Raw genomic sequence first — 25,359 nt, 5'->3', positions numbered from 1 at the left:
GGCGGTGTGAAGCAGACACTGGGTGGCGCCGGACGCAAGGGCCGGTTGCTGATCATTGGTGGGGCGGAGGACCGGACCTGCGGGTCCGGGGCACTGGAGACGTTCGCCCAGCTGGCGGGTGGGGAGGACGCGCGGATCGTCGTCGTGACGACCGCGACGGAGGTCCCCGAGGAGGTCGCCGAGGAGTACTCGGTCGTGTTCGGACGGCTCGGCGTGACCTCGGTACGGGAGCTGCGGCTGCTGGGACGCGCCGCGGCCGACGACGGGGCGACGCTGCGGGCGCTGGAGGCGGCGACCGGGGTGCTGTTCAGCGGCGGCGACCAGTCGCGGATCCGGACCCTGGTGGGCTCGGAGACCAACGAGCTGCTCAAGCGGCGGCTCGACCAGGACGGGCTGGTCATCGCAGGGACGAGCGCGGGCGCCACCGCGATGGGCCACTGGATGATCCTCGGCGGCCGCGGCCACGAGGTCGCCGCGTCCAGCGTGCAGGTCGGTCCCGGGCTCGGGCTGATCGACAACGTGCTGATCGACATGCACTTCAACGAGCGGGGGCGGCTGCCGCGGCTGATGAGCGGCATCGCCCTCGACACCAGGCTGCTGGGCGTCGGCATCGACGAGGACACGGCGATCGTCGTCGGCGACGGCAAGTTCGACGTCGTCGGGACGGGCGTGGTCACCGTCGTGGACGCCGAGCAGTCCACGGTCGCCTACGCCGCGTCCGACGACGAGCCGATGGCCATGTTGAACGTGTCGCTGCATCTGCTGCCCGCCGGGTGCGCGTTCCAGATGCACGACCGGCTTCCCGCGATCGGCAACATGCGCGGCCCGGAGGTGAGGTAGCCGTGCGGCTCGATCACGTGCGCCGCCTGAGCGGCCCCAACGTCTTCCTGCCGCGTCCGGTGGTGATCGCGCGGCTCGATTTGCAGGGCCTGACCGGTCACGAGACCACCGACCACCCGGGGTTCGCGGAGCGGCTGGTGGACGCGCTGCCGGGCCTGGCGTCGCACCACTGCTCGGCGGGCCGTCCCGGCGGGCTGTTGGACGCCATGGCGCGCGGCACCTACTTCGGGCACGTCACCGAGCACGTCACGCTGGAGCTGTCCGGGCTGATCGGCCGGGAGGTGTACTTCGGGCGGACGGTGCGCGCGGGCGGCCCCGGCGACTACGAGGTGATCCTGGAGTGCCCGCGCGACGAGCCGACCGGCAGCCCGGTGGTGGAGCGGCTGATCACGCTGGCGCTGCGGATCGTGGGCGGGGCGCTCGCGGGACGGGTGCCGGACCCGTCCGCCGACCTGGCCCGGGTCGCCGCCGTCCACGAGGAGGAGCGGCTCGGCGTGAGCACGTCGGCGCTGGCACGGGCGGCGCGGCGGCGGGGCGTGCCGGTCCGCCGCGTCGGCGCCCTGAACCTACTGCGGCTCGGGTATGGGCGGTACCGGCGGACGGTGTGGGCCGCGATGACCGACGCCACCTCGGCGATCGGGATGGAGATCGCGGGCGACAAGCGGCTGGCGCACCGCGTCCTCGCCGACGCGGGGATCCCCGTCCCGGAGGGCCGGGTGGTGGCGTCGGCGGCGCAGGCCCTGGAGGCGCTGCGCGACATCGGCGGCCCGGTGGTCGTCAAGCCGCTGTCCGGCCACCAGGGCGAGGGCGTCCACATCGAGCTGTGCACGCCGCCGGAGGTCGTGGCGGCGTTCGCGGCGGCCGCCGGAGACGGTGGGACCGGCGGGGACGGCGCCGAGGTCATCGTCGAGTCGTACATCCCGGGCCGCGACTACCGGGTCCTGGTCGTCGGCGGACGGGTGTCGGCGGCGGCGGAGCTGACCGCCGCGTGCGTCACCGGCGACGGGACCGCCACGGTCGCGGAGCTGGTGGAGCGGGTCAACGCCGACCCGGCGCGCGGCGAGGGCCACGACCGGCCGTTGACGCGGCTGGCGCTCGGCCCGACGGAGTTGGCGCTGCTGGCGCGGCGCGGCCACGGCCCACGGACGGTGCCCGCGGACGGCGAGCGGGTGTGGCTGCGCCGCAACGCGAACCTGTCCACCGGCGGCACCAGCCGGGACGTGACCGACGGCGTCCACCCCGACGTCGCGGACATGTGCGTACGGGCCGCCGCGATGGTCGGCATGGACGTGTGCGGCATCGACCTGCGGCTGCCCGACATCGGCGCGCCACCACCCGCCGACCACGGCGCCGCCGGAATCCTGGAGGTCAACGCCGCCCCGGGCCTGCGCATGCACCTGGCGCCGCACGAGGGCACCGGACGCGACGTCGCCGGGGACGTCATCGACCTGATGTACCCGGCGGGCACCCCGTCGCGGATCCCGGTCGTGTCGGTGACGGGCACCAACGGCAAGACCACGACCGTCCGGATGATCGCGCACGCGCTGGAGCTTGACGGCCGCCGCACCGGCCTGACCAGCACGGAGGGCGTGTACGTGGGACGGCGGGTGGTCCACGTGTCCGACGCCTCGGGGCCCCGGTCGGCGGAGATGGTGCTGGGCGACCGGTCGGTGGAGGTCGCGGTGCTGGAGACGGCGCGCGGCGGGGTCGTGCGGCGCGGCCTCGGCTACGACCGCGCGGACGTCGCCGTCGTCACCAACATCACCCGCGACCATCTCGGCGTGGACGGCACCGAGAGCCTGGACGACCTGATCGACATCAAGGCACTGGTCGCCGAGGAGGTCCGGCGCGGTGGCCACCTGGTGCTCAACGCCGAAGACCCGCCGGTGGCCGCGCTGGCGGACCGTCCCGCCGTGCGGGACCGCGACCCGGTGCTGCGCTACTTCGCGCTGTCCCCGGCCGCGCCCGTCCTCGCCGAGCATCTGCGGAACGGCGGTGTCGGCTACTGCGTGGAGCATGGCTGGCTGACCGAGGCGCGCGGCGCCGACCTGACCCGGATCCTGCCCGCCGCCGACGTGGGGGGCTCGTTCGACGGGCATGCCGAGCATGTCGTCGCCGACGCGCTCGCCGCCTGCGCGGCCGCCCGCGCGCTGGGCGTCCCGGTGGACGTCCTGGCCCGCGCGCTCCGCACGTTCGACCCGCACACGCGCAACCCGGGGCGGGGTTGCGTCTACCAGGTGGGGTCCACCCCCGTGCTGGTCGACTACGCGCACAACGCGGCGGCGGTCGCGGCGGTCGGCGCGTTCGTCGAGCGCCGCTGGGGCGCGGGCGGCGTCGCGGCGGTCACGCTGCCGGGCGACCGGCCCGACGACCTGGTCATCGAGACCGCGCGGGCCCTGGCCGGGACGTTCGACCGCGTCGTCGTCTACGAGGACGAGGACCTGCGCGGCCGCCGCTCCGGCGAGATGACCCGGCTGATCGTCCAGGGGCTGCGGGAGGGACGCCCCGGGGTCCGCACGCACCCGATGGGCGACCTGAAGGGAGCGCTGACGTCGGCGCTGGACATCGCCGAGCCGGGCGAGCCCGTCCTGCTCCTCTACGAGAAGCTTCCGCCCGTCGTTGAGTTGCTCGACACGCTGGGCGCGGCGGGCGGGCTGTCGGGCGAGCCGGTGGGCGGACGCAGCGACACCACGATCACCGACAGCAGCGCCAGGACGACGACGCCGTCCAGCCAGTAGTGGTTCGCGGTGGCGACGACGACGGCGGTGGTCACGATCGGGTGCAGCAGCCACAGCCAGCGCCACCGCGTCCGGGACGCGACGACGAGCCCGAGCGCGATGACCGACGCCCACCCGATGTGCAGGGACGGCATGGCCGCGTACTGGTTGGCGATCGTGTCGCTCTGCGGCGACCCGTACACGGCGGGCCCGAACCGGGCGGCGGTGTCGATGAGCCCGGTGGTCGGGAGCATCCGGGGCGGGGCGAGCGGAACCAGCAGGTGCAGGGCGAGCGCGGCGGCGGTCAGCGCCACCAGCACCCGCCGGACCCACCTGTAGTGGCCCGGCCTCCGCAGGTAGATCCACACCAGGAACAGGATCATGGCCGGGAAGTGCACGAAGGCGTAGTAGCCGTTGGCGAGGTGCACCAGGGCGTCGCTGTTCAGAAGCGCGTGCTGGACCTCGGTCTCGTCCGGCAGGCGCAGGTCGCGTTCGAGGCCCCACACGTCGCGGGCGTTGTCGAAGGCCTCGGCGACGCGGTCGTTGGCGAGCAGCCGCCCGAGCTTGTAGAGGGCGAACAACACGGCGATGAGCAGGAGTTCGGGGATCGGCCTGGGGCGTCCGCCCGGCCCGCCGGTCAGGAGCAACCGCTTCGGCGTGGACGTTCCGCCGCGCTTTCCGGGGCCGCCCGAGGCTCCGAGCGAGTCAGGCGGCTGGTCGACCAGATTGATCGCGTCGTCCCGCCGGCCCCGCACCGTCACGCGGCCACGTTAGTCCAAACTTGCCTTGTCGGCAGAATTTCAGATTGTGCTTCCTGGGGTGGCGTGACGTGCAGGAATGCGGTCAAACCCCCGCTGACCTGCCGAAACAGGTTCCCGCAGGTTACCGCAGATTACCGTTCACTACTTTGCTCATGTGCCCTCAATGTGCCCTCGGAGGAGCCCCCCGCAGCACCCCGGTACCTAGACTACGACGACCCCGAGCCGCCCCGCCCGAGCGAGTGGCAGACGCTCCGACGCCCCATCGGAGACGCCCTCGTCTTCTGGGGCACGCTCGCTGCCCTGATCCTCGCCTCGGACTGGCTGTGCTGACCCCAGACCTGAGCCCCGAGGCGAGGGCGGCGCGCGCGGCCGTCAGGCTCCAGGAACGGCGCCTAGCGCGCCGCGCGTGCTGGGAGGCATCCGGGGGTGACCCGTTCCGGTACCGGGCGCTGATGGCCGCGCGGCTCGGGATCCCGCTGGAGACCGCAATCAGGCTCGCACCCCTCACCCGCCGCTCCCACGGAAGATCGTGACCCCTCCGAGCTCGCGGAGCTGGGCGGCGGTCAGGGGCTGTCGTCGGGCCGTTCGGTCTCGAGAGCGGCGCGCAGGTCCTCCACGGCGACGGTCGTGTCGGCGTTGTCGGCGAGGTCCCGCACCCGCTCAACTTTGGCCTCAGCGGACTTGGCACGGGTGTACCAGTACTGGGCCCGGCCGTCGTAGCCACGGTGTCGACAGTGACGGTAGGTCGGTCGCGGCGTGGATTCGAGGGATCTAAGCGGAATCTAAGGAAGGTCTAAGCGCGCGGGCTTCGCGACATGGGACGTTGCCGCCCAGTACCCGACGCTCACCCCCTGGCACCTAGACGGCGAGTCAGCGCACCTCTACCGTGTGTGAGCCAACCACCGCAACGGAGGAGGTCTCCGGTGGGAAAGCACGACGCCCCCAAGCCGCCCAACCCCACACCGCCCACACCACCCAACCCGGACACGCTCGGCAAAGGCGGCGGGAAACGCGAGAAATGACCGAAGAACACGGGCCCGTCAATGAGCGCCTCGCCGCGCTCATTGACGGGGTCGAAACTGGCGGCTACCTCCCCGAACCCGCCGACGACTGGCGGCGCGCGCTACGCGCGGTGCCCCGCCACGCCTTCGTCCCCCCGCGAGCGTGGACCGCCGACGGCCCAATCGACCAAGCGGCCCGGCCCACCCAATGGTGGGACGCCGTCTACTCCGACGCGCCGATCATCACCCAAGCCGACGACGGCGCAACCGACCCAACCACCGGGCAGGGCATCGCGACCTCGTCCCTGTCCGCGCTGTCCAGCGTGCTGTACAACATGAGGGCCCTCGACCTGGACGAGGGGCACCGGGTCCTGGAGATCGGCACCGGCACCGGGTACAGCGCCGCGCTCACCGCGCAGATCGTCGGGTCATCCGGGTCGGTCGTATCGGTTGAGGTAGACGCGGAGGTCGCCACACGCGCGGCGAAGAACGTCGCAGGCGGTCTTCCCGCCGGCGTGCCCGCGCCCACGCTCGTCACCGGCGACGGCGCCGACGGCCACGCGGCGGACGCCCCCTACGACCGGGTTCATGCCACGTGTTCAGTGCAGTCGATCCCGCCCGCGTGGCTGAAACAGACTCGGCCCGGCGGACGGATCGTCACCCCCTATGCAAGGTGGTTCGGGTACGGGTTCATCGCCCAAGTCGACGTCCTCCCCGACGGCACCGGGGTCGGCAGGCTATCCGGGACCAGTGCGTACATGTTCCTGCGGTCACAGCGCCCTGCCGATGATCACCCCGCCGACTGGGCGGCGGACGGTGTCCGGGTGAGCCGGACGGGTATCAACCCTCGGACGGTCGCGTTCGCGCCCGAAGCGGCGGACCTGGTCATCACGCACCTTGCGCCTGGGATCGCGGCCAGGCGCCCGGACGATGCGCTATGGCTGTTCGACGGTCGCGACTCTGACTGCTGGGCGATCGCGGTATTCGCTGAGCATGAGGATGTGTTCGAGGTCCGGCAGCATGGCGCACGCGACCTGTGGGACGAGGTGGTGGCCGCGTACTTCCGGTGGCAGTCGCTCGGCCGCCCGGAGTTGGACCGGTTCGGCCTCACGGTCGCAGACGATGGGGAGCGGCTGTGGCTCGACGTTCCGCACAACGAGGTCGGCTGGTAGCCGACACGGCTCTCGATCTTGGCGACACAGCCGAACCCGGCCAACTCGCCCGTCAGCCCGGCGGCCAGTGGTAAAACCATCGAACCCCGCGACGTTCCCCCGCGCCCGGAGTCCGCATGTACCCACCACCCCGCCCCATCCCCCCGCGCACGCGCACCGGCACGCCCGCGCCCGTGGTCGTTCTCATCGCGTCCGTGTGCCTGTTCGTAGGCGGCGCCGGAGGTTGCGCCGTCGGCCTGGCCGCCGCCACCGACCCGGACAACGGCGGCGGCCTGCCCGTAGCCGAGACCAGCCGCGCCGCGACGCCCACCCGCAAGCCGAGCACACCGAAGGCGACCACCAAACCGGCCGCCTCGACCAGCTTCGGTGACGGGACGTGGCGGGTCCCCGAGGACATCAAGCCCGGCACGTACCGCACCACCACGGCGGAGGGCTGCTATTGGTCCCGCCTGCGCGGGTTCTCCGGGAAGCTCGCCGACGTCATCGCGAACGACTTCACGCAGGCGTCCACGGCCGTCGTGACGATCAAGAAGTCCGACGCGGGGTTCACGGCCAAGAAGTGCGGCACCTGGACCCGCATCGGGAAATAGGCCATAGCAGACACCCCTGACGAAGCAAGGCCCTGCGCCGTAGCCTGAGCTTGTCTGGTCACTCAGGAAAGGGGCAGGGCCTATGCACGACGCTAGCATCTCCGACCGCGTCCGGAACCTCCGGATGCGCCGCGGGATGACTCAGGAGGAACTCGCCGACCGCTCCGGACTCAGCATCGCCGTCATCCGGAAACTGGAGCAGGGCGGGACCTGCCGGATGGAGACCTACCACCAGCTCGCCCGCGCGCTCGGAGTCCGGACCGTATGGTTCGTCTCACCGTCCTCACCCGAGCCGAGAGAGGCCGCGGTCGACGACATGGTCTTGGCCGACATGCGGTCGGCGATCAACCCTCCGGTCGGGTTTTCAGGTAAGCCGCTGTACGGAACCGCCGACGGGGACCAGCCGGACCTCGGCAGGCTTCGCGGCGCGGTGTCTTCGGTGGCGGTCAAGTATCACGGCGACGAGTACGACGACCTCGCGGGGATGATGCCCGGCCTGGTGCGGTCCGCTCACCACCACGTCGACGCCTACGACCATGGCAACGACCGCCGTGAAGCGCTCCGCCTTCGCGCGGACATCACCGGCCTGACCGGCCGCTACCTTATCCAGATCCGGGCACACGACCTCGCGCTGATCGCGCTGCACGCCTCGTTGCGCGACGCCCTGGAGATCGGCGACGTCCCGCTCGCCGCGCAGGCCGTCTCCAGCCAGGCGTGGGCGATGCTGCGCCAGGGACGGCTCACCGAGGTGGAACAGCTGTGCGTAGACACTGCCGACCAGATCGAGCCGAAGATGAGCACCGCGACTCCTGACGAGCTATGCGGATGGGGCTACCTGCTACTCAAGGCCGCTGCGGCAGCCAGTCGCAATAACCGCTGCGGGGATGCCCGCGAGTACAGCTCGCTCGCGGCCATGGCCGGTGCGCGCCTAGACCGGCAGCACGAGGACTTGTCCGGGCATGTCGCCTGGGGCCCGCTCACCCCGGCCTTGTACGGGCCCGAGATCGAGCTGCTGGACGACAAGCCGGATAAGGCTCTGGAGCTGGCGCGGAAGGTGCCTCGTGACGTCGGGGCTGGAAACACTTCCGGATGGGATCGGCATCGCCTGGATGTAGCGCGGGCCACCCTGAAGGTCGGCGACGCGGACAAGGCGACCGACCTGATGCACGCGATCCGGCGGGAGCATCCGTCGTGGCTGCGGTACCAGCAGTACGGCCGGGACATCACGAGGGAGATTCTGTCGACTCGGCCGCGGAAGCTCAGCGAGGACATGTTGCATTTGGCCGATTTCATGGGGGTTGAGCCCTAGCCAAGATCGTTCGAGTACCACGGAGCGCGGTAGTTCCCGGCGGCTGTCCGGTGAATTACCGTGCTCCGCGTCTGTTACGCGGGGATGACTCTACGTAGCGTCACCGGCAACCCCCTCAGCCAGGGAGCCGGAGATGAACGCCACAGTGGAAACACCACGCCCATCCGCCGCAGAGACCCTGCGGGCCAAATACGGGGACGAGTGGGACATCTGGCGGGAGCTGCTACCAGGGGGTAGGCACGGTGACTGGCTCGCCGAAACGCGCCCCGGCGTGGAACCCCACCAGATCCTCCGGGCCGCGACGGTCAACGCCCTCACCGAGCAGCTACGCGAGGCCCGGTCGTGAGCGCCGAGCAGGAGCTGGAACGGCTCCAAGACCAGAACCCTGGATGGCAGATCACCTACGCCGAGGGCAAGGCGGTGCCGTGGATCGCGATCCGCGAGCGCCGCGCGGACTGGCGCGGCGGCTACCCGGTGGCCGAGGCGCTCGACCCCGAGGAACTTCGCGTCCTCATCGAGGGGGCCGTGGAGACCGAGGCGAAGGTCCACGCCCGCACCGTCCGGGCACAGCGGACCGAGCATGGAGAGCGGTGCGTCCGGTGACCGGCCAGCGCACCGACCCGCAGCGGATCAAGGCCGCCCGGCTGATTGAGGCACACCCGGACTGGTGCATCACTCGCCTCCCAGACGGCAGCTGGCATGCCGTCCGCCGCACCCCCCTGGCCGGGGCACTCCTCGGCACCTACCTCGAAACCGAGGTGACCGCCGACACCGCCGACGCACTCGACGCCACGCTCGCGGCGGACCAGCTCCGCACCGAGTTCCCCGACTGGGAGATCATCCGAACCGACCGGGGCCACTGGTGGGCGGTCCCGAACGAGGCCGGGCGGGCGTCCAAACGCGCGCGGAGCAGTGTCGACGCCGACACTCCGGACGAGCTGCGCGTCGCGCTCCGCGAAGCGATACGACCCACCGCGCCCCACCATGGGCGGTGCACCCGGTGACCCCCATGGACGCCTACCACCCCACCGGCCAGCAGCTCACCGCGCAACCGGAGATGAGCCGCGAGCAGCTCGCCAAGCACGCGGCGGCGGCGATCTCCGACCGGTGGCCCGGCGTCCACGCCTGGTACGGGAAACGGACCGGGAAATGCTGGGCGTACGTGCCCGGCGTCCGCCACCTGCTGGAGGCCGACGACTTCCGCCAGCTGGCAGAGGACATCGCCGGGGCGCGGAGCAGCCACCGGTGACCAGAGACGTGGGCGTGGCACGGCTACCTGGCGGGGTCACCCACGCCCACCCGATCGTACGGCCAGCCGCAGCGCGTGGCAGCGGCCGCCGTACCGGCGCGGCGGGCGGGTGCCCCCAAGGTCATCACCCGCCCGCCGCGCCACCACCACACGAGAGGACCACGATGCCCGGCGACGACCGCACGCCCGCTGACACGACGGCGAGCGACGGACGCATCGCCGTCTACCGCACGAACTGCGACGGGGAACCAGAAGCGTACGTCGCGATCTGGGAACGCGAATCGCGAGACGACGCCTACGCCGAGATGACCGCCGAGCCGGACGGGTGGTGGCGGGTGACGTCTGCGGCGGGCGTCCGCGGAATGTGGGTTCGGCCTGGGACGGCGGAGCCGTGGCGGGAGATCGTGCACCGACTGTTGGGGCGCAACAGCACCTAGCCCCGAGTAGACCACCGAACCTGGAAGGCCCGAACGAGCAATGCCCCCACTCAGTCAGCCCTGCGGCACCCGGTCCGCCTACGAGCGGCACCGTCGCAATCGCGAGAGCGCATGTGACGCCTGCCGAGCGGCCAACCTCGCGCACACGCAGGCATGGCGCCGGGCCTACCGGGAGCTACTCAAACTGCCCGGAGTGGCTGCGGAACACGCTCGGGTCTTGGAGTCCTGCGAGATGCCCCGGCGGCACGAGAAGGCGCAGCGTGTGCTGGTCCGCCGTCATCGTGAGGACTTCCGGGTGCTGCTCGATAAGGAACTCGCGGAGCACGCCCTCGCCGCAGCCACACGCCCTGAAGGGAGGTGAGTCCTCGCGATGATGATCTGCCCGTGCGGGCACTGCGCGATCTGCCGGAAGGCCCGCGAGCCGGGTCCCCCGCCGAAGCCGAAGCCGAAGGAGCCCGAGAAGGACTGAGCGCGCTACGCCCCACCTCGTCGAGGTGGGGCGTTGTCGTGTCTGGCGCGATCCGGCCAGGCTCTTGAAAAGTTGTACAACTTGTACGACACTTGAGTCATGACGACGACCGAGGACAACATCCAGCACTGGACCGAGCGGGCCGAGCAATGCCTCGCCACCGCCGCCAAAATCGAGCGCGCCCACCGCCGCGACCCCCACGCCCGCAAGACCGCCAAGACCTACCGGCTCGCCGCCACCAACTGGCGCAAGGCCGCCGAGCGCACCACCAGCGACGACCCCATCAGCCGGGACATGGCCGACGACAACGCCCGCGACGGCGCACGCTTCGAGACCCTCGCCCACCAGCAGCGCCATGACCTGGACGGCACCCCCATCCCCTCGGCTCCCACCGCCTACCCCCAGACACAGGACGAGCCAGCCGAGCACATGAAGTCCGCCGACGTCCGTAAGAACATGCGAGACGTCCTGGACCGCGTCCGCTCCGGGGGCGAGGTCGTCATCGAGAACTACACCAAGCCGATCGCCCGCATCGTCCCCGAAGACGACGCCGTCGTCGTCCTGCGCACCCCGAGCGCGACCCAGGCCGAGCGACTGCGTCGCCTCGTCGCCGACCACGGCGCGCTCGGCATCCCCCTCCCCAACAACACCACGCCCTGGCGGGTGGTCGACGAGGAGGGCCAACCCGTGAACCCCCACGCCATCCCGAGCGTGCAGGTGCGCCTCTCCCCGGCACCCGCCAACGAGATCGAACCGCGCGAGCTCGACATCGACCCGACCACCATCACCCTGCTGGACGGCCGCGAGGAGTGGGACCCGATCCTTGACATCGTGTGGTCGCGGCTGACGGTTGGTACCGCGCCGGACGGCACGCCGGTCGTCGTCCTGGAGGACCGCATCTCCGAGCACGGCGAGCGGGACGAGAACGCGCCCCTGGCCGTGGACGTGGTGTGGGCGTACGACTCGATCGAGGACGCCCGCCGCGACCGCGACGAGCAGATCGAGCGGGACTATCTGCCGCGCGACGTGCGGGAACGCATTCGGGACGTGCGTGCCTGACTCTCGTATCCCCGCATGCGCTGAGCTCCGCGCGCAGCTCGGCGTGCCCGGTAAACATCTGCGGACCTACCCGGCTTGACCCCCGCGCGACTGAGCGGCCCCACCGCAAGGAGAACAGCATGGACCGCTACCAGGTCACCGACACCGACAACGGCGCCCGCTACGTGGTCGTCCGTGCCGACGGCACACCCGCGGGCTTCGGTGAGGGGAAGGACCGTCGCCTCCCCGACCGGGGCTTCGTCGCCCGCAGCGATGCCGAGACCGTCGCGACCTTCCTTAACGCCACACCCGACGAGTACCGGATCACGCGGAGCGTCAACAGCTGGATGGTCAGTGGGGGTCGTCGCGGCGACCCCGCGCCGCTCGACCAGTCGCTCCGGACCGACAAGGCAGGGACCGGGGGCAGCCCCGTCACCCTCCTGATTAGCCACGCCCTCCACCACGCCAAGGGCGCCGACGCCCGCATCGCCGAGAAAGCGGAATGCTCACCCCGGCCTCGTCCGTCGTCCGGGCGCGGCCCGGAGCGGGCGCAGCCCAAGCCGCGCGAGAAGGACACAGCGAAACCACGGTTCGGCGATGCGTGGGAAGCGATGGACTGGGCCGTCCGCACCCACTTGGCGGACGCTCTGGCTGCTGCGGGCCTGGACGACCAGGCGGCCGCCGTGCGTGCCCTGCTCCCGCTCAGGACGCGGCTGGCCGCCCAGGACGCGGCACCAACCGTGCAGGCCGCGATGAGGGCCGCCCAGGACGCGGCGCGCCAGGCACCCCACCCGGACTTCGGTCCCGAGAACACCGGCGCCCCGGAGTACAACGCGCTCGTGGAGGAGCGGGTCCTCGCCGTCGCAGACCATGAGTCCATCCGGGCCGCCGCGAAGATGGTCGGCGAGGCGCTCTACACCGACACCTCAGCGTGGGAGGCGGCCGTGCAAGACCTCGGACTCGACCGCAACCTATTCCTCCTCCGGCAAGCGGCCAGGGCCGCCATTGAGGCCGACGTTCGACGGAAGCTCGCCGAAGAGAAGCCCTGACCCTCCTTGCCCAACGGGCAAGCTGGACATGACGAAGCGGCCCCACCCCCGAAGGGGTGGGGCGCTCTCCGTTCCCGCGAGACCGGGCTAGCGGATCATCTTCTGCCGAGGCACCCGCGAACCATCAGCAGCCACCGGCGCCGTCACCTGCGTCCGCAGCCACGCCGCCAACACCGCCGTCAACAGCGCACCCGCCGTCGTGATCCGCTCCTGCGACAAGTCCCACCCGAACGACACCGCCAACTGGAGCACACCAACCAGCAGCCCTGACGCGGCCGGGACGATCCGGTCGTGCGCAGCGGTGACGGCGACGGCGAGGCCCACCGCGAGGGACGCGACGGCGTTCACGCCCGCCTGCTGCCCCTCGGACAGATCGACACCCCACGCGACGAGGGTCTGCACGACCACGGCGACAAGACCGAGCCAGACCGCCGGTTCTCTACCCCAGATCTTCATAGGTCCCTCCTTCGGGGACACGCCCTCGGACATTCGAGGGGACATTCCGTAGGGGCGAGACCGTGTCGCCCCAGGTGACCGGCGGGAGCGTGCCGTCACGGCGCGCTGTTCTCCCGCGAAGCAGCGACGAGCGCCTCAGCCAGTTCCAGCACGTAGTTGATCCGCTTGCCCAGCAGTGAGTTGGAGATCGCGCATTCCTCGATCGCCGCCCGCAGCATCCCTCGGATCGGTTCCCTGGCGGCGGGAGGTTCGATCAGGTCGAGGTATCTGAGGGCGTCGGACAGCAGCACCGAAGCCGAACGCGGCGCGTGGACTGTCGCCATGGTCACTCCCTGCTAGCTGACATGAGCCGCGCCACGTCCTCGTCCTCGGCGAGGTCCGCGAGCGCCTCCCGCACCGCCGGATGATCCAAGTCCCGCCCACGCAGAACCCGCGCGGCGGTGATGATCGAGTCGACCAGCCCGACCGTCACACCCTCCGGCGAACGGCAGTCGAGCGGATGCCCGGCCACGATCAGACCCGGGGCGGCCAGCCCCACGAGCCGGGCGGGAGTTCCTGGCCGGGCTGGTGCTCGAACGGCTCACCGCACGGCACGTTGTACTCGGTGAACCCGCCCGCCTCGCCGGGCGTGAACACCCACAGGTGCACGTGATACTCGTCGGTCAGCGGCGGGATGACGCCGTCCTCAACGCCGCGCGGGTCGAGGGAGTGGCCGTCGACGGTGACGATCGCGGCGCGCATGGCCTGATAGCCGTGCTTGCCGCGGTAGTGGACGATGCGTCCGAGGGACGGTTTCATACTCACTCCTTGCTAGCTGACATGGTCGGAGACTGGACGGCCGTTACAGCCGTCCAGGTCAGGTGACGTCGAGCCGCACGTGCAGGCCCTCCAGATACCGGCGCACCTCCGCCCCCACATCCACGGCCGGACCCCCACCCGCCCCGGCGGCCTCCGCCCGCGCGACCGCGCGCATCAGCTGCGCGTACGCGGTCCCCGTCATCTCCCGCGCATCCTTCACATCCGACCCCATGGACTTGCGGACCTGGAGCAGACCCGCACTCATCTCGTCACCCCACTCGCCGTCGACCCCGTAGCGGGGCAGCGTGCCACCCGCGTACAGGACGAGCCGCTGGGCAGCGACCACCGCCTCGCCCTTGTCGCCTTCCTTGAGCCCGATCACTGGGTCCTCCTGACTCGTTGACGATCCGCCGTAGTCCGGCCGTCCGTAACCGGCGATCACGCCGGAGCTGCGAACGCGGCGGCATACCGCGTCGCTGGTGTTGGCCTCGACGGTCTGCACCCGCCCACCGCCGAGGACTTTCTCGACCACGCCCACGTGGTCGATCGCACTCACCCTGTCGGTGGCGCCCCAGTCGAAGAACACGATGTCGCCGGGCTTCGCCTGGTTTACGTTCGCGGCAGTCCCGCTATGCCACCGTCCGACTTTCTGAAAATCCCCCGCGTGCCAGGGTGTGTAGGCGCGGTCGCCGCCCGGCAGGACGGCGCTCGCGTTCCCGCTGTGCCGCGCCCAGTAGGTGATGGCCATGTCGCACCAGTTGGCGCGGAGGAACTCGTCCCCGTGCCGGGCCGCATACTCCTTGGTGATCTCGTTCGGGCGGCCCGACATCCCGATCGTCGCGCGCGCCTCGGCGAGCATTCCCCGGGCGCTCACTGTTCGCCGCCCTCACTATCGGCCAGGGCCTCACCCCGGTAGGCGCCATCCTCGTCCGGCGCCCCGTACAGCTCGGCCAGCCTGGCGTCCTCGTCCGGCTCCGTCGCGCGGTGGACGTCCGGATGCCGGTCAACCATCCCCATGTCCGGCGCCACCGCCTCCGCGATGTCGGGCTGATCCTGATCCATCACCCCTCCTCATCCTTCACACACGTCACCGTGTCCTGCGGACCTCCCGCAGTCACGACGGTGACGGTCTCCTGATGCCAGCCGTCCCGGCACGGCGGCCCGGCCGGCCCCTGCTCACCCGCAGGCCCACGCGGACCCGCAGGCCCGGCCGGACCCGTAGGCCCCTGCGCGCCCGGAGCACCAGCCGCGCCGTCCCCGCCCGCCGACCCCGGCGCACCAGACGGACCCACCGCACCCGCCGGGCCCTGCGGCCCCGGACTCCCCGCGGGCCCACGCGCGCCAGGGGAACCCGGCGCCCCCGGATCGCCAGGGCGGCCCGGCTCGCCCGACGGTCCTGGCGGGCGCGGCTTCAGCCCCGCCTCCCGCAGCTGCTGCGCATACGCCTGGGACCGCTGCTCCGCCCGCTCAAGCCGATGCCCCAACGCGTTGATCCGCCCCACGATCAGCACGACCGCGACCAACGTCGCGACCCACACCACGGCAGACACCGTGATCGGCCACCGCGCCGCCCGCATCCGCTCAACCATCGCGCCTACTTCCCGGACCCGCGCAGCGCCAGCAGGACCGTGACCGTGATCGTGATGATGAAGAACAAGGCAGGCAACACCCCCGAGAACAGGGCTTGCCGCCAGTTCGTCCCCGCCTTGTCGAGCCGATCATGCAGCGCCCGGACCGCCGCGCGTCGCGCGTCGCGCTCCTGCTCCAGCTCGGTCTCCAACTCGGAGATCCTGCGTTCCAACTCGGCACGGTCCCGCGCATACAGCTCAGGTGCGATCGACCGCGCGGCGAGGTCCTGTTGGCCGCGTTCCAGACGGTCCAGTCGGAACGTGACCACATCCCTGGAAGAGTCATCAACCACCACGCCCCCACGGCCTCATGACGGGACGCTCCAACGGCGCACCACCAGCTGCTGCCCGTACGGGTCGACCTTCAGCCGGTCCCCGGAGTGGTAGTTGCCCCAGTGGGCGTCCACCATCAGGTTGATCGCCATGCGGTGCGGGCCGATGTAGTCGCCCTCCGTGAACGGAACCGGCCACGTCTCCGGCACCCGGTACACCCGCGTCAACGTGATCGGCATGTGATGCCGCCCCGCGTACGCCGACGTGATCGGCGTGACGTTGTCGCCGGTCGGGGTGGGGATCTCGATCCACGTGCCGTGCGGGTACGGAAGCCCGTCGTCGCAGTCGTAGTACCGCAACCTGCTACCAACGCCGACCGTGTACGACAGGTCGTTCGTGACCCGCACCTCGGCAGTCACATCCAGCACGTCACCTGGCAGGCACGGCACCACCACCCGCGACACCCGGTACGGAGTGTCCGGCGTGCCATCGACCGGAATGGACGTGGCGACCAGTTCCTGGCTGGAATACAGCCCCACCAGAACCTGCGCGGGACTTGTGTCGGTTTGACCCATTTGGTTGCTCCTCTGGAACGGCATTCGGAACGTCGTCAGGGCGCCACGAGGTAGTTCGGGTTCCCGTCCTCTGGCCCGTCGAAGCCGACCGAGTGGTAGCCGCACGCGAAACACCCGGCGCCGGGCTGCCACGCCCGGTAGCACCCCCCGGCGCGGCGCGCCATCTGCAAGATCATCGCGGCGGAGGTGGACGGCAGCCCGTACACCCCGGCGCCTGCGGTGGATGCCTGCTCCGGCTTGACGAGCCACCGGCGATCGGACGGCGCCCACGCCTGGAGAGCCGAGCCGAGCGCGGCGTGATCGCTGTGGTTGTCGCCCCACCACATCGTGTAGTGCCCGACGCTGGACCAGCCGAGCGCGGTGAAATGCGAGGCCCACGACTGCATGACCTGCGTCGCCCACGTGGTGGTGATGCCGTCCGGCAGGTCCATCGTTGACGTCCCGGGAGCGTCCGCGCGACCGAGGTGGACACGCGACGCGGGAACGCCGAGCTGCGCGCACGCCGCGACCAGCTCCCGGGTGCGAGCCTCGGCGAACTCCGCCGCGCTCAGCGGCGCGTACCCCTCCCGCGGCGGGTAGTGGTAGCCGCCCCACCAGTAGCTGTCGTCATCGCCGTTGATCAGGGCCCGCGCACCCGAGGTGGAACCGTTGGAGCAGAGCACCACGTGGACCTCACGGTTCGCGAGGGCGTGACGCGCGATCACCTGCCCCATGAACAAGGTCTCGTCGTCCTGATGAGGGCTGTAGAAAACGATGGGGCGGCCGGTCGGGGCCGCCGGTACAGGATCGGCCGGCATAAAAGGTTCCCCTTTCTCGGTGGCTAAAGCGGAATGGCGAGCAGTGACCGGTCCCGCCACGACCCCTCCCCCGTGGCGGCCCTATACTTCGCGGTAAACGTGTTGCTGCCCGCCGTCAGCGTCCCATCGAACAGGACAGCGGCATGGGCGCGGACGAATATGCTGTCCGAGCTGGACCGGACCATGTACGCATTGTCCTCAGTCGCGGAAATAGTAGAACTACCGGAAACGGCTACGCCCATGGTCGCGATCCCTGAAGCGGTATCGTTCCAAGCCCTCGCACCGATGAACACGATCGCCGACGTGCCCGTCGTCAACGTCACGGCAGGACCGACGGTGGCGAGGTTCACAAATGACGTCGACGACGTGGCTTCCTGCGTGCTGATCGTATCGAGGCCAAGGACGCGTTCCGCGATTGCGTTGGAGCCCGTGCCGACGAAAATCGACCCCGAAGTCGTGGCCTTCGCGGGAGCGGTCTCCAGCAGGTTGTCCCGCACATGCGCGTTGAATTGGGACGCGGTGAATGCGCTATTCGCCACAGCAGTCATGGGGCTGGTCCAAGCCACGTCACTTCACCCCGAACAGTTGGTTCTCCGCCAGCAGATCAGCGACCGTCTGCCCGTGCTCGATCCCGGCCCGCACCGCCAGGTCGTGACCGGAAGGGAACCAGTTCCGCGTCGCCGGGACCGGCCGCCGCTTCAGCACCCGGTCGATGTCCTCGGCGTCCGGCGGCCACTCGATCGGGCAGTCGAGACGACAGCACCCCTTCTCCTCCGGCCCGCACCAAAACCGCTCCTGACCCGGCTCCAGGCGCCGAGCATTAGCGCAGAACGGGCGGGGGCAGTCGGCCACCCAGCGCCCATAGTTGTGATATGCCCGAGCGATCAACGCAGGACCCCCTTTCATGTGGCGAACACCCCGTCGTCGAAGCCGTGGCCGTCCTGATCGAAAATGAAAAGGTTCTCGGGATCGTCGAGCCCGGTGGCACCGAACACGCCGTCATTGAAACCGTGGTCAGAATCGTTGAACCGGAACACGTCCGAAGCCTGCGTCGGCGCTTTCTCCATCGTGAACTCGGTCCGCAGCAACATCCCGCCGTCAGAAACGCGGTGCTTGATCTGCCCCAAATAGAAGTCGTAATCAATACAAGTCTCGGCCTCACGGACATGAATCCGATCCGACAGATCCCGGCCGAGCTGCTGCACCAGCCGCTCCGACGACACGTCCGTCTTCGTCGACATGGTGACCGTCACCACCGGCAGACGTTCCGCGCGCGCACCCAAAACCAGGTCCGCGATCGCCTCCGCATCCCGCACACCCGCCCACGGGCCCTGCTTGTCGAACGGGTTCCGCTTCCCGTACCGCCCGATCGACGTGTCGTCCTGCCCCGTCACCTGATAGGTACGGGCCACCGTCACCGGACGGCCCGTCACCACCAGGTCGCTGACCGCCGCCGCCGAGGCCCCCGGGGTCAGTTTCAGAGTGAGAGTCTGCCCCGAGTCCTGCACAATCGACCCGGTGACCGTGCCCGCCAACGTCGTGAACGCCACATCCAGATCGGTCGCCGGGTCGTCCAGCGTGACCGTGATCTCCAGGGTCGTTGACGCGGCGATCGAGCGGACGTCGGGTGACTCCCACACCGTCTCCGGAAAGGACGCCGGGTCCAGCTCCTCCACCTTCAACGCGACCACGTTGATGATGTCCGCCCACCCGACGTCCTGTTTCAGGTCCTCGAACCCGACACCGTCGTCGGGGTCGAACGTGATCTGCGGGGTGATCGACGCGGCGTTCAGCAGGCGGTGGTGCCGGTCCCGGAACACGATCTTCCCGCCCGCGTCCGCGTGGATGACCGCACCGGGCCCCTCCGACAGCAGCAGATCCGTGATCGCCTTGTACGCGTCGGTGGCCTCCTCCCACCACCAGCGGATGATCGTGGCGCCCGGGTCCAGGTCCCGCTGATCGTCCGGCCAGCCGATCGCGTCGAGCACGTACCCGAGGGCCGTGCCGGTGCGGATCCCCGCGTACAACTGCGTGGAGATCTCAATATCCTTGAGTTTCGCGATCGCGTCGAGCGCCCCGAAGTCCACCGACCGCTGGTCGATGCGTGCCTGGACGGTGTAGTCGTCGCCGTGCCCGTCGAACAGCGTGTACGTCGTGCCGTCCAGACGCGCCTGGATCCGGAACGGGCGGCCCGGCAGGATCCGGCCCACCAGCGGCGACGCCGCGTTGTCCGGGGACAGGGCCCGGTCGATGTTGTCCAGCTCCGCGCTGGCCCGCCCCGACGTCATCGGCATGAGCGCCCGCGCCTTGTCCCGCCCGAACTCGGCCTGCAACGTCGACCGCATCAGGGCGCGGCCGGTGATGTCATCGTCGCCGGGGTCGTAGCCGTCGCCGTCCCAGTCCATGCCGACGCTCCAGATGACGCCGACCGTCCCGGCGGTCTGGGTGCGGCCCGGACGGCCGCGCAGACGCCGCTCGAACGGCACCCGCGACGCCGTCCGGAACGTCGCCGGGCCCGCGGTTCGAGACGGATACGACGCCCGCATCATCCGCCCAACTCCTCGAAGACGAGCGTGCCCGCCATGGTGATCGAGTCGTTCGGGGTCGTTCCGAGTTCGACGGTGAGCCGCGCCGACGGCGACACGACGATGCGGGCCTCAGGCGGCGGCAACCACACGAACGGGGCCCGCACGTTCCACGCCTCCGAATGCAGCGTGACGATCGTGCCCGACGACGCCTTCGTGGTGTTGTTGGCCTCCACCGTCGACCCCGCCGCGGTGAACCCGGCCTGCAACGGCACCGGCGTCACGGACGCCCCGCTGGACCCGGACGTGGTCGCGCCACGCTTCAACTGGATCAGCAGGCCCTCCTCCTGCGCGTCGCCGGTCTCGGTGGTCTGGGACACGACGAGCTGGTGGAGGATCACGACAGCGTCTGAGGGCGCCACGACCTCGAACAGGTCCTGCTGCGCGGACACCGCGACGCCGCTGAACTGCGCCGTGTACATCATGCCGAGGCTCATGGGTTCATCACCTGATCAGGAGGTTGCGGAGTTGAGGGCGGCGGCGCGGCGGCCCCGCCTTGGTCGCCGGGGCCACGGCAGTGGCCTTGTACGTCGCGATGAGACCCGTGTACGTGGACCCCGAGGAGAGGGTGAGGGTGCCCTCCTGCGTCCCGGTCGCGGCCGTGTACTTGTAGATCACCTGCAACGCCCGGTCCGTGGATCCGGCGGTGGTCTCCACCTTCGCCGTTCCTGACCACCCGGCCGGGATCGTCGTCGTGCGTCCCTGCCCGAACCCGAACACGGCCACGGCCAGCTCGTACGCCTGCGCCGTGGCCGCCGTCACACCGGATGAAAGGGCCGCGCTGTTGCCCGGGTTGTTGTTCGCGGCGGTCTTGTCGAGCGGGCTCGCATCAACGTCATCGAACGCATCCGCCTGCATAGCCCACCTGACCCGGTTCTCCCCGATCACGATGGTGATCGTGTCGCCGACCTGCAGCGCCGTCGCGATCCGGGCGCGGGCGATCATCGTCGCGACCGTCGCGTTCCCGCCGCCCCCCGCGCTCTTGTCCACGGTCCAGGTGTTGCCGCGCGTGTCGGTCACGCTGGACACCGTGGGGATGGTCCCGGCGCCGGACTCCCACACCACCGCCGCGGTGACGGTCTTGCCCGTGGACACGGCGGAGTCGACGGTGATGACCCCGGTGTCGGTGGTGGCCGTGCTGGTGTCCGCGCCGACTAGTGCGTCGTGGCTCATCTCGCCTCCGCTGCCAGGTCGACGAGGCGGCCCTGCTTGCGGAGGCTGGCGAGCGCAGCGGTCAGCCAGTCCTCCAGCTCGATCCGCGACCCGATCGCGCCGTGGTTCTCCACCGTCACACTGAGGTTCAGGACCATTGGGCCGCTGGGCCGCGTCCCGTCCAACGGGAGGGCAGGGCCACGGTCGGCGAGCATGTTCTCCGTCTGCCCGTTCGGGATCACCGACGACCCGAACGGCAGGCGGACCAGCTCCCGGCCGTGCTCACCGACCATCACGAGGTTCCCGCGCGGCCCGCCCTCGGCCGCGTGCGAGATACCACCCGTCGCGAACCCGGGGATGTGGGAGATGATGCCGGAGATTTTCGACCCGATGGACTTGGCCCGGTTCAGGATGCCCTCCAGCAGTCCGACCACCCGGGACCCGGCTGCGGCCAGACCATGCCACAGGCCCGACCAGGACGGCCGGATACCGGCGATCCGGTGGACCACTCCGATCACCGCCGAGTAGACGCGGTTGATGCCCGCGTGCGCCCGGACTCCCAGCTGTGCCCAGAACTCGTTGAACCTCTTTTGCACGCCCGGCCAAGGCGACAGCACCGCGTGCGCGATCCGCCCGATGATCCCGTGGACGATCTCCCGGGCCTTCTCCAGCCACACGAACGGGCTGCGGATCGTGCCCTGCCAAATGTTGTCCCAGTGCTCGATGAAGTAGTCGCCGAAGAACTGGAGACCACCCGTGATCAGGTTGAACTTGTCCAGTATGGCGGCGACCGCGCCAGCGAACGGCCCGGCGAGCATGGTGGCTATGACCGGTTCCCAATTCTCCTTCAGCCAGTCGATGACGCTGCTGCCCGACTCGGGGGTTTCTTCGAGGGACCCGTTGATCCCGAGGATTTTTTCCGCGACGTTCTCCGCCTCGTCGGCCAGGTCGCCGATGGCACCGGCGAGGAACGATGCTGCCTCGGGCAGCGTTTCGCCGAGCATCTCCCCCATCAGTTCCAGGCCGGGCTGGATCTTCTCCCACAGGTCGACGCCTTTTTCCTTGACGACGGAGAACGCCTCGTCGACGATCCGGCGGAAAGTTTCGGAGTGCTTGTAGGCGTAGATCAGCCCGCCGACCAGCGCCGCGATCGCGATCACGACCAATCCGATCGGGTTCGCGGCGAGCGCGATGTTCAGGATGCCCTGCGCCACCGACCACGCCTTGATCGCCAGGACGATCCCGCCGATCGTGGGCGCGAGCCAGTCCATGACGTCCTGCGGGATCGCCGCGACGAAGTCGGCAAGCGCTTCAGTGACCTTCAATGTCAGGCCCGTGAAAGGCGCCAGCGCCTGACCGACATTCACGATGATCTGGATCAAGTCCCCGAGCAGATCAAGTAGGTCTGGCGCCTGCTCGGAGACACCCGCCATCCAGTCCTGGAACCCCTGGTTGTGTTCCAGCCCCTGCCCGAAGTCCGCGAATTTCTTAGTGAGATCCTCCAGGCCACCCGACATCCCCGCCGAGAACGGCAGGAACGCCGACAGCAACCCACCGAAACCGACCGCGACATTCCGAATGGACCGCAGAAAAGACGGCAGAGTCTTGCTCGCAGCGTCAGCGAGTTTCGTCGTGAACCGTTGGAACCCGCCGCCCTGCGCGTCACGCGCGAGAGTGTCCATGAACCCGCTGAGCGCCCCCGCCCCGGCCTTCACCAGCGGCGTCAAGCTGGGCAGCAGATCCCGCGCGAGGCGCAACCCCTTCGAGAACACCGGCATTGTGTCCCCGGCCAAACTGTCGGACCACTGCCCGAACGACTCCCGCAGCGCGAGGAACTCGCTCGCCGCCTCCTGCGTCGCGGGCGGCAACCCGTCGAGCGTCTTGATGTACTCCTTGAACGCGGCGTCCTGCTCCGCTCCCGGCGCCGCCGCCTTGTACTTGTCCCACGCCTTGGTGACCTCGCCGATCGCGTCGGCCTGCGGCTTCACCGCCAGGCCGAACGCGCCGATCGCGGCACCGGCGGACGCGAACGCGGCCGTGGCGACACCGGCCGCGGCGACCAGCGGCCCTGCCAGCGAGGACGCAAGGTCCGCGCCCGCCGCGACCGCGATGCCCTTCAACCCGGACAGCATCTTCGACACGCCGTCGCCGAACGACGCCACTTCACGCCTGGCGGACAGGAACCCCGCCTTGGTGTGGTCGTCGGAGGTGACCTCAATGTTCACCTCATTCACCGGGGTACACCTCCTCGCCCTGCTCGTCCCGGTCCTGCGGGGTGCCCAGATGCCGGATCCTCAGGAGCTTCAGCAGCCGGGCGTCTTCCTTGTCGATCTGGGAGGGCAGGCAGTGGAACCGCTCACACAACCCGAGGATCAGCTCTGCGTCGTCAAGCTCCCAAGGTTTAGTGATGGTGGCGCCATCGGCAGTGACGACTCCGGGAAAGTCACGCCAGAGGGTGAGTCTTTTCCCAGTGCCGAATCTTCGGCGACGCCGCCGACCGCAGTGAACCATTCCTTGATGACGGGGAACACGAATTCCAGCGGCATCGAGTCCAGGCCGTCCGGTGTGGCGGGGACAGGCGCTCCGCGTTTCTTCAGGTTCCAGGACACGAGCGCCCGCGAGAACCCTTCGAGGAGTCCGTCCAGCGCGTCGACCTGCTCGGGCGTGAACTTGGTCTTGGCGACCGGGTTACCGTCGTCGTCCTGGAGTTCCACGGCGAGGCGCATGAGGCGGCGGAACTCGCCGACCGCGACGGATTCCGCGCGGACCTCCAGTCCCTTGTGGGAAGGGGTCTGGAACCGCAGGTTGTAGATGTTCCCCTCGAACTCGAACCCGTCGTCCATCAGGCGCTCGTCCAGCTAGGAACCGTGCCATCCGAAAGCACCCCAGGAACAGCCCAGGTGAGCGCGCCGTCCTGCCCCCGGGTGATCGGGTAGTCGGTGTACAGCACCTCGTTCGCGAGGGTGTGAACGGTGGACCCGCCGACCTCGGTGAACGCGATCGTCGTGGTCCGCGCCACGGAGGTGGAGGGGACGGTTTTGAACACGTCGTGGGACGCGCCGGTCGCGACGTTCATGACGCCGTTCAGCGTCACGGAGAAGTCCGCGAGGAGCAGCAGCCTTTCCATCGCGGACTTATCCACGCCGGTGACGTCCTGAACGGCGCGCGGGGTAGCGAATTGGAAGTTCGTGATGTCGTTCTTGATGGCTTTCACGGTGCCTGAGCTGTCGTCGACAGACAGTGTGGTCCAGGCCAGTCCTGACTGTTTGCTGATGGCTACTGCCCTCCTTACCCTTTTTCTTTCTGGTCGGCTACCCGCTGCTGGTGCTCACTGAAATCCTCAACCCAGTCACTCGCGTTGGCGTGCGCGCGGGTGGGGCCCCTGCCGGTCGGGCGCCAATCACCGTTCCGTACCGAGTACCGCTCCGGGCGGGTCCGATGCTCGGCGAAACACCGCTGCCGCGACTCGAACACGAACACCGTCAGCCCGGCGGCGGTGCGCTGCTCCCGGAACGTCCTCCCGGACTGGTGGCGGATGTACTCCGCCTGCGCCCGGCCGAGGTCGGTGTGCTCGTCGACGGCGGTCTCCCAGCCGTTCAGCCACGCCTGGCACCCGACCAGCTCACACGCGGCCTTCACCGTCCGGTCGGCGGGCGCGACGATCGCGTACGTCTTGTAGGCGTGCGCCGGGCCGCGCGGGTCGATCCTGAACATGGGCCGCATCAGAAGACCACCGCCGTCGCGTTGACCGTGACCTGCACGGCGAACGTGCACTCGGTGAACGTCCCGGTCGTGACCGCCCGCAGGTACCGCTCAACGTTCCCGGACACGGTGATCCGCTCCGACGTCACACCGGTCGCCGCGGTGAAACCGCCGCCCGTCACATCCGCGAACGCGTCAGTCGACCCGTTGTCGCTGGAGGACTGGAGCTTCACCGTGCAGGACGTGCCTGTGAAGGAGAACACGTGCAGCCACGCCTGCAATCCGTGCGTGCCCGCTGCGGCGAAATCCACCGAGGTGCCGTTCGTCGCGGTCGTGTCGGACCGTTTCCCGGCCGTGAGCTGGACGCCCCATTCGAGGCCGTACCCGTTCGCGAGGGCCTGAACGGCGATCGTCAACGACCCGTCCGCGCCCCGCGTCGGGTCGTAGTTGATCTGCTTGGCGACCAGCGACGCCGCCGGGTTCCCGAGCGTGGTGCCACGGAAGTAGGTCGCGTGCTCGTCCGTCGTGGGGCGAGTGGACAGGGTCGGGTGCGCGGCCGCCGCCGCCGGATTGAGGAACGACGTCCATTCCATGCCGCCGTCGCGGAGCAGCCCGCGCCGCTCGAACGCGAACTTGTTGATGCCGGTGACGTCCTGCGTGCCGGTCAGGCCGCCGCCGACACGGCCGATCGCGCCAACATCGCCACTGAGGTCGACGCCACCCCAGTAAAAATTGTCGCCGAGCCCGCCTTGTTTCGCCAT

At 69.9% G+C, this 25,359-nt stretch carries 34 protein-coding genes and 1 pseudogene; 14 read left to right on the top strand and 21 right to left on the bottom strand.

Features of this window, described 5'->3' with window-relative positions; translation table 11 throughout:
* The first annotated feature begins 6 nt into the window (after positions 1-6).
* Together ABD808_RS05095 and cphA are read left to right on the top strand one after the other, a co-directional pair.
* A complete protein-coding gene (locus ABD808_RS05095; protein WP_344890538.1) occupies positions 7-840 on the top strand; it encodes a cyanophycinase in 834 nt (277 codons plus the stop codon).
* A pseudogene (gene cphA / locus ABD808_RS05090) lies at positions 774-3,422 on the top strand (cyanophycin synthetase); the annotation flags it as partial. The gene ABD808_RS05095 and the pseudogene cphA, both read left to right, overlap by 67 nt.
* A 14-nt stretch (positions 3,423-3,436) precedes the next feature.
* Here cphA and ABD808_RS05085 read toward each other — a convergent pair.
* Entirely contained in the window at positions 3,437-4,318 is an 882-nt protein-coding gene (locus ABD808_RS05085) for a phosphatase PAP2 family protein (protein WP_344890534.1), read from the bottom strand.
* 323 nt (positions 4,319-4,641) lie between these two features.
* Between ABD808_RS05085 and ABD808_RS05080 the strand changes: the two genes are divergently transcribed.
* The 12 genes from ABD808_RS05080 to ABD808_RS05025 all read left to right on the top strand — a co-directional run bounded on the left by ABD808_RS05080 (position 4,642) and on the right by ABD808_RS05025 (position 12,632).
* Complete coding sequence (locus ABD808_RS05080) at positions 4,642-4,851, top strand: hypothetical protein (RefSeq protein WP_344890531.1); 210 nt, start codon at positions 4,642-4,644, stop codon at positions 4,849-4,851.
* A gap of 485 nt (positions 4,852-5,336) precedes the next feature.
* Positions 5,337-6,491 (top strand): methyltransferase domain-containing protein, encoded by a 1,155-nt coding sequence (locus ABD808_RS05075; protein WP_344890528.1) that lies wholly within the window; start codon positions 5,337-5,339, stop codon positions 6,489-6,491.
* Positions 6,492-6,607: 116 nt separating this feature from the next.
* Positions 6,608-7,081 (top strand): Rv1352/Rv1906c domain-containing protein, encoded by a 474-nt coding sequence (locus ABD808_RS05070; protein WP_344890525.1) that lies wholly within the window; start codon positions 6,608-6,610, stop codon positions 7,079-7,081.
* Positions 7,082-7,163: 82 nt separating this feature from the next.
* Complete coding sequence (locus ABD808_RS05065) at positions 7,164-8,390, top strand: helix-turn-helix domain-containing protein (protein ID WP_344890522.1); 1,227 nt, start codon at positions 7,164-7,166, stop codon at positions 8,388-8,390.
* A gap of 133 nt (positions 8,391-8,523) precedes the next feature.
* The gene (locus tag ABD808_RS05060) at positions 8,524-8,736 is read left to right on the top strand and encodes a hypothetical protein (protein WP_344890519.1); all 213 of its coding nucleotides are present in this window, start codon (positions 8,524-8,526) and stop codon (positions 8,734-8,736) included.
* A complete protein-coding gene (locus ABD808_RS05055; RefSeq protein ID WP_344890516.1) occupies positions 8,733-8,993 on the top strand; it encodes a hypothetical protein in 261 nt (86 codons plus the stop codon). Before ABD808_RS05060 ends, ABD808_RS05055 begins: the two co-directional genes overlap by 4 nt.
* Positions 8,981-9,394 (top strand): hypothetical protein, encoded by a 414-nt coding sequence (locus tag ABD808_RS05050; protein ID WP_344890513.1) that lies wholly within the window; start codon positions 8,981-8,983, stop codon positions 9,392-9,394. Before ABD808_RS05055 ends, ABD808_RS05050 begins: the two co-directional genes overlap by 13 nt.
* Positions 9,391-9,639 carry a hypothetical protein gene (locus tag ABD808_RS05045; protein ID WP_344890510.1) on the top strand — a complete coding sequence of 83 codons (249 nt, stop codon included), beginning with the start codon at positions 9,391-9,393 and terminating at the stop codon, positions 9,637-9,639. Before ABD808_RS05050 ends, ABD808_RS05045 begins: the two co-directional genes overlap by 4 nt.
* Before the next feature lie 164 nt (positions 9,640-9,803).
* Positions 9,804-10,076, top strand: coding sequence for a hypothetical protein (locus ABD808_RS05040; RefSeq protein ID WP_344890507.1), 273 nt, complete (start codon positions 9,804-9,806; stop codon positions 10,074-10,076).
* A gap of 40 nt (positions 10,077-10,116) precedes the next feature.
* Positions 10,117-10,437, top strand: a complete 321-nt coding sequence (locus tag ABD808_RS05035) for a hypothetical protein (protein ID WP_344890504.1) — start codon at positions 10,117-10,119, stop codon at positions 10,435-10,437.
* Positions 10,438-10,644: 207 nt separating this feature from the next.
* Positions 10,645-11,604: a type II toxin-antitoxin system Phd/YefM family antitoxin gene (locus ABD808_RS05030; protein ID WP_344890501.1), complete on the top strand. Its 960-nt coding sequence runs from the start codon at positions 10,645-10,647 to the stop codon at positions 11,602-11,604.
* A 119-nt stretch (positions 11,605-11,723) separates the two neighbouring features.
* Positions 11,724-12,632, top strand: a complete 909-nt coding sequence (locus ABD808_RS05025; RefSeq protein ID WP_344890498.1) for a hypothetical protein — start codon at positions 11,724-11,726, stop codon at positions 12,630-12,632.
* A gap of 87 nt (positions 12,633-12,719) precedes the next feature.
* Here ABD808_RS05025 and ABD808_RS05020 read toward each other — a convergent pair whose 3' ends face one another.
* The 20 genes from ABD808_RS05020 to ABD808_RS04925 form a co-directional block, all read right to left on the bottom strand.
* The gene (locus ABD808_RS05020; protein ID WP_344890495.1) at positions 12,720-13,088 is read right to left on the bottom strand and encodes a hypothetical protein; all 369 of its coding nucleotides are present in this window, start codon (positions 13,086-13,088) and stop codon (positions 12,720-12,722) included.
* Between the two features lie 95 nt (positions 13,089-13,183).
* On the bottom strand, positions 13,184-13,411 hold the full coding sequence (locus ABD808_RS05015; RefSeq protein ID WP_344890491.1) for a hypothetical protein: 228 nt from the start codon (positions 13,409-13,411) through the stop codon (positions 13,184-13,186).
* 2 nt (positions 13,412-13,413) lie between these two features.
* Complete coding sequence (locus tag ABD808_RS05010) at positions 13,414-13,599, bottom strand: hypothetical protein (RefSeq protein WP_344890488.1); 186 nt, start codon at positions 13,597-13,599, stop codon at positions 13,414-13,416.
* A 2-nt stretch (positions 13,600-13,601) separates the two neighbouring features.
* Positions 13,602-13,886, bottom strand: a complete 285-nt coding sequence (locus tag ABD808_RS05005) for a hypothetical protein (protein ID WP_344890485.1) — start codon at positions 13,884-13,886, stop codon at positions 13,602-13,604.
* A 58-nt stretch (positions 13,887-13,944) separates the two neighbouring features.
* Positions 13,945-14,760, bottom strand: a complete 816-nt coding sequence (locus ABD808_RS05000) for a CHAP domain-containing protein (protein WP_344890482.1) — start codon at positions 14,758-14,760, stop codon at positions 13,945-13,947.
* Entirely contained in the window at positions 14,757-14,948 is a 192-nt protein-coding gene (locus ABD808_RS04995) for a hypothetical protein (RefSeq protein ID WP_344890479.1), read from the bottom strand. Before ABD808_RS04995 ends, ABD808_RS05000 begins: the two co-directional genes overlap by 4 nt.
* A 532-nt stretch (positions 14,949-15,480) precedes the next feature.
* A complete protein-coding gene (locus ABD808_RS04990; protein ID WP_344890476.1) occupies positions 15,481-15,810 on the bottom strand; it encodes a hypothetical protein in 330 nt (109 codons plus the stop codon).
* 12 nt (positions 15,811-15,822) lie between these two features.
* Positions 15,823-16,362, bottom strand: a complete 540-nt coding sequence (locus ABD808_RS04985; RefSeq protein ID WP_344890473.1) for a hypothetical protein — start codon at positions 16,360-16,362, stop codon at positions 15,823-15,825.
* A 35-nt stretch (positions 16,363-16,397) separates the two neighbouring features.
* Positions 16,398-17,159 (bottom strand): PIG-L family deacetylase, encoded by a 762-nt coding sequence (locus ABD808_RS04980; RefSeq protein WP_344890470.1) that lies wholly within the window; start codon positions 17,157-17,159, stop codon positions 16,398-16,400.
* A gap of 23 nt (positions 17,160-17,182) precedes the next feature.
* Positions 17,183-17,707 carry a hypothetical protein gene (locus ABD808_RS04975; RefSeq protein ID WP_344890467.1) on the bottom strand — a complete coding sequence of 175 codons (525 nt, stop codon included), beginning with the start codon at positions 17,705-17,707 and terminating at the stop codon, positions 17,183-17,185.
* Positions 17,708-17,726: 19 nt separating this feature from the next.
* A complete protein-coding gene (locus ABD808_RS04970) occupies positions 17,727-18,047 on the bottom strand; it encodes a hypothetical protein (protein WP_344890463.1) in 321 nt (106 codons plus the stop codon).
* A gap of 14 nt (positions 18,048-18,061) precedes the next feature.
* A complete protein-coding gene (locus ABD808_RS04965) occupies positions 18,062-19,708 on the bottom strand; it encodes a hypothetical protein (RefSeq protein ID WP_344890460.1) in 1,647 nt (548 codons plus the stop codon).
* Complete coding sequence (locus tag ABD808_RS04960) at positions 19,705-20,181, bottom strand: hypothetical protein (protein WP_344890457.1); 477 nt, start codon at positions 20,179-20,181, stop codon at positions 19,705-19,707. The genes ABD808_RS04965 and ABD808_RS04960 overlap by 4 nt, the downstream gene beginning before the upstream one ends.
* 7 nt (positions 20,182-20,188) lie before the next feature.
* Positions 20,189-20,917: a hypothetical protein gene (locus ABD808_RS04955; RefSeq protein ID WP_344890454.1), complete on the bottom strand. Its 729-nt coding sequence runs from the start codon at positions 20,915-20,917 to the stop codon at positions 20,189-20,191.
* Positions 20,914-23,130 (bottom strand): phage tail protein, encoded by a 2,217-nt coding sequence (locus ABD808_RS04950; protein WP_344890451.1) that lies wholly within the window; start codon positions 23,128-23,130, stop codon positions 20,914-20,916. The genes ABD808_RS04955 and ABD808_RS04950 overlap by 4 nt, the downstream gene beginning before the upstream one ends.
* Positions 23,123-23,260 carry a hypothetical protein gene (locus ABD808_RS04945; RefSeq protein ID WP_344890447.1) on the bottom strand — a complete coding sequence of 46 codons (138 nt, stop codon included), beginning with the start codon at positions 23,258-23,260 and terminating at the stop codon, positions 23,123-23,125. The genes ABD808_RS04950 and ABD808_RS04945 overlap by 8 nt, the downstream gene beginning before the upstream one ends.
* Positions 23,261-23,268: 8 nt before the next feature.
* Entirely contained in the window at positions 23,269-23,739 is a 471-nt protein-coding gene (locus ABD808_RS04940) for a hypothetical protein (RefSeq protein ID WP_344890444.1), read from the bottom strand.
* Positions 23,739-24,038, bottom strand: coding sequence for a hypothetical protein (locus ABD808_RS04935; RefSeq protein ID WP_344890441.1), 300 nt, complete (start codon positions 24,036-24,038; stop codon positions 23,739-23,741). Before ABD808_RS04935 ends, ABD808_RS04940 begins: the two co-directional genes overlap by 1 nt.
* Positions 24,039-24,184: 146 nt before the next feature.
* The gene (locus ABD808_RS04930; RefSeq protein ID WP_344890437.1) at positions 24,185-24,610 is read right to left on the bottom strand and encodes a hypothetical protein; all 426 of its coding nucleotides are present in this window, start codon (positions 24,608-24,610) and stop codon (positions 24,185-24,187) included.
* Between the two features lie 8 nt (positions 24,611-24,618).
* Complete coding sequence (locus ABD808_RS04925) at positions 24,619-25,359, bottom strand: hypothetical protein (RefSeq protein WP_344890435.1); 741 nt, start codon at positions 25,357-25,359, stop codon at positions 24,619-24,621.

This window comes from Actinomadura meridiana (assembly GCF_039537545.1).
Lineage (GTDB): Bacteria > Actinomycetota > Actinomycetes > Streptosporangiales > Streptosporangiaceae > Spirillospora > Spirillospora meridiana.
This window is presented reverse-complemented; position numbering and strand designations above follow the sequence as displayed.

Bases quoted from the DNA above. Each gene is read 5' to 3' on its own strand.
- ABD808_RS05075 (WP_344890528.1), top strand. From the start codon at position 5,337: ATGACCGAAGAACACGGGCCCGTCAATGAGCGCCTCGCCGCGCTCATT.
- ABD808_RS05070 (WP_344890525.1), top strand. From the start codon at position 6,608: ATGTACCCACCACCCCGCCCCATCCCCCCGCGCACGCGCACCGGCACG.
- ABD808_RS05065 (WP_344890522.1), top strand. From the start codon at position 7,164: ATGCACGACGCTAGCATCTCCGACCGCGTCCGGAACCTCCGGATGCGC.
- ABD808_RS05060 (WP_344890519.1), top strand. From the start codon at position 8,524: ATGAACGCCACAGTGGAAACACCACGCCCATCCGCCGCAGAGACCCTG.
- ABD808_RS05040 (WP_344890507.1), top strand. From the start codon at position 9,804: ATGCCCGGCGACGACCGCACGCCCGCTGACACGACGGCGAGCGACGGA.
- ABD808_RS05035 (WP_344890504.1), top strand. From the start codon at position 10,117: ATGCCCCCACTCAGTCAGCCCTGCGGCACCCGGTCCGCCTACGAGCGG.
- ABD808_RS05030 (WP_344890501.1), top strand. From the start codon at position 10,645: ATGACGACGACCGAGGACAACATCCAGCACTGGACCGAGCGGGCCGAG.
- ABD808_RS05025 (WP_344890498.1), top strand. From the start codon at position 11,724: ATGGACCGCTACCAGGTCACCGACACCGACAACGGCGCCCGCTACGTG.
- ABD808_RS05020 (WP_344890495.1), bottom strand. From the start codon at position 13,088: ATGAAGATCTGGGGTAGAGAACCGGCGGTCTGGCTCGGTCTTGTCGCC.
- ABD808_RS05015 (WP_344890491.1), bottom strand. From the start codon at position 13,411: ATGGCGACAGTCCACGCGCCGCGTTCGGCTTCGGTGCTGCTGTCCGAC.
- ABD808_RS05005 (WP_344890485.1), bottom strand. From the start codon at position 13,886: ATGAAACCGTCCCTCGGACGCATCGTCCACTACCGCGGCAAGCACGGC.
- ABD808_RS04995 (WP_344890479.1), bottom strand. From the start codon at position 14,948: ATGGATCAGGATCAGCCCGACATCGCGGAGGCGGTGGCGCCGGACATG.
- ABD808_RS04985 (WP_344890473.1), bottom strand. From the start codon at position 16,362: ATGGGTCAAACCGACACAAGTCCCGCGCAGGTTCTGGTGGGGCTGTAT.
- ABD808_RS04980 (WP_344890470.1), bottom strand. From the start codon at position 17,159: ATGCCGGCCGATCCTGTACCGGCGGCCCCGACCGGCCGCCCCATCGTT.
- ABD808_RS04975 (WP_344890467.1), bottom strand. From the start codon at position 17,707: ATGACTGCTGTGGCGAATAGCGCATTCACCGCGTCCCAATTCAACGCG.
- ABD808_RS04965 (WP_344890460.1), bottom strand. From the start codon at position 19,708: ATGATGCGGGCGTCGTATCCGTCTCGAACCGCGGGCCCGGCGACGTTC.
- ABD808_RS04960 (WP_344890457.1), bottom strand. From the start codon at position 20,181: ATGAGCCTCGGCATGATGTACACGGCGCAGTTCAGCGGCGTCGCGGTG.
- ABD808_RS04955 (WP_344890454.1), bottom strand. From the start codon at position 20,917: ATGAGCCACGACGCACTAGTCGGCGCGGACACCAGCACGGCCACCACC.
- ABD808_RS04940 (WP_344890444.1), bottom strand. From the start codon at position 23,739: ATGGACGACGGGTTCGAGTTCGAGGGGAACATCTACAACCTGCGGTTC.
- ABD808_RS04930 (WP_344890437.1), bottom strand. From the start codon at position 24,610: ATGTTCAGGATCGACCCGCGCGGCCCGGCGCACGCCTACAAGACGTAC.
- ABD808_RS04925 (WP_344890435.1), bottom strand. From the start codon at position 25,359: ATGGCGAAACAAGGCGGGCTCGGCGACAATTTTTACTGGGGTGGCGTC.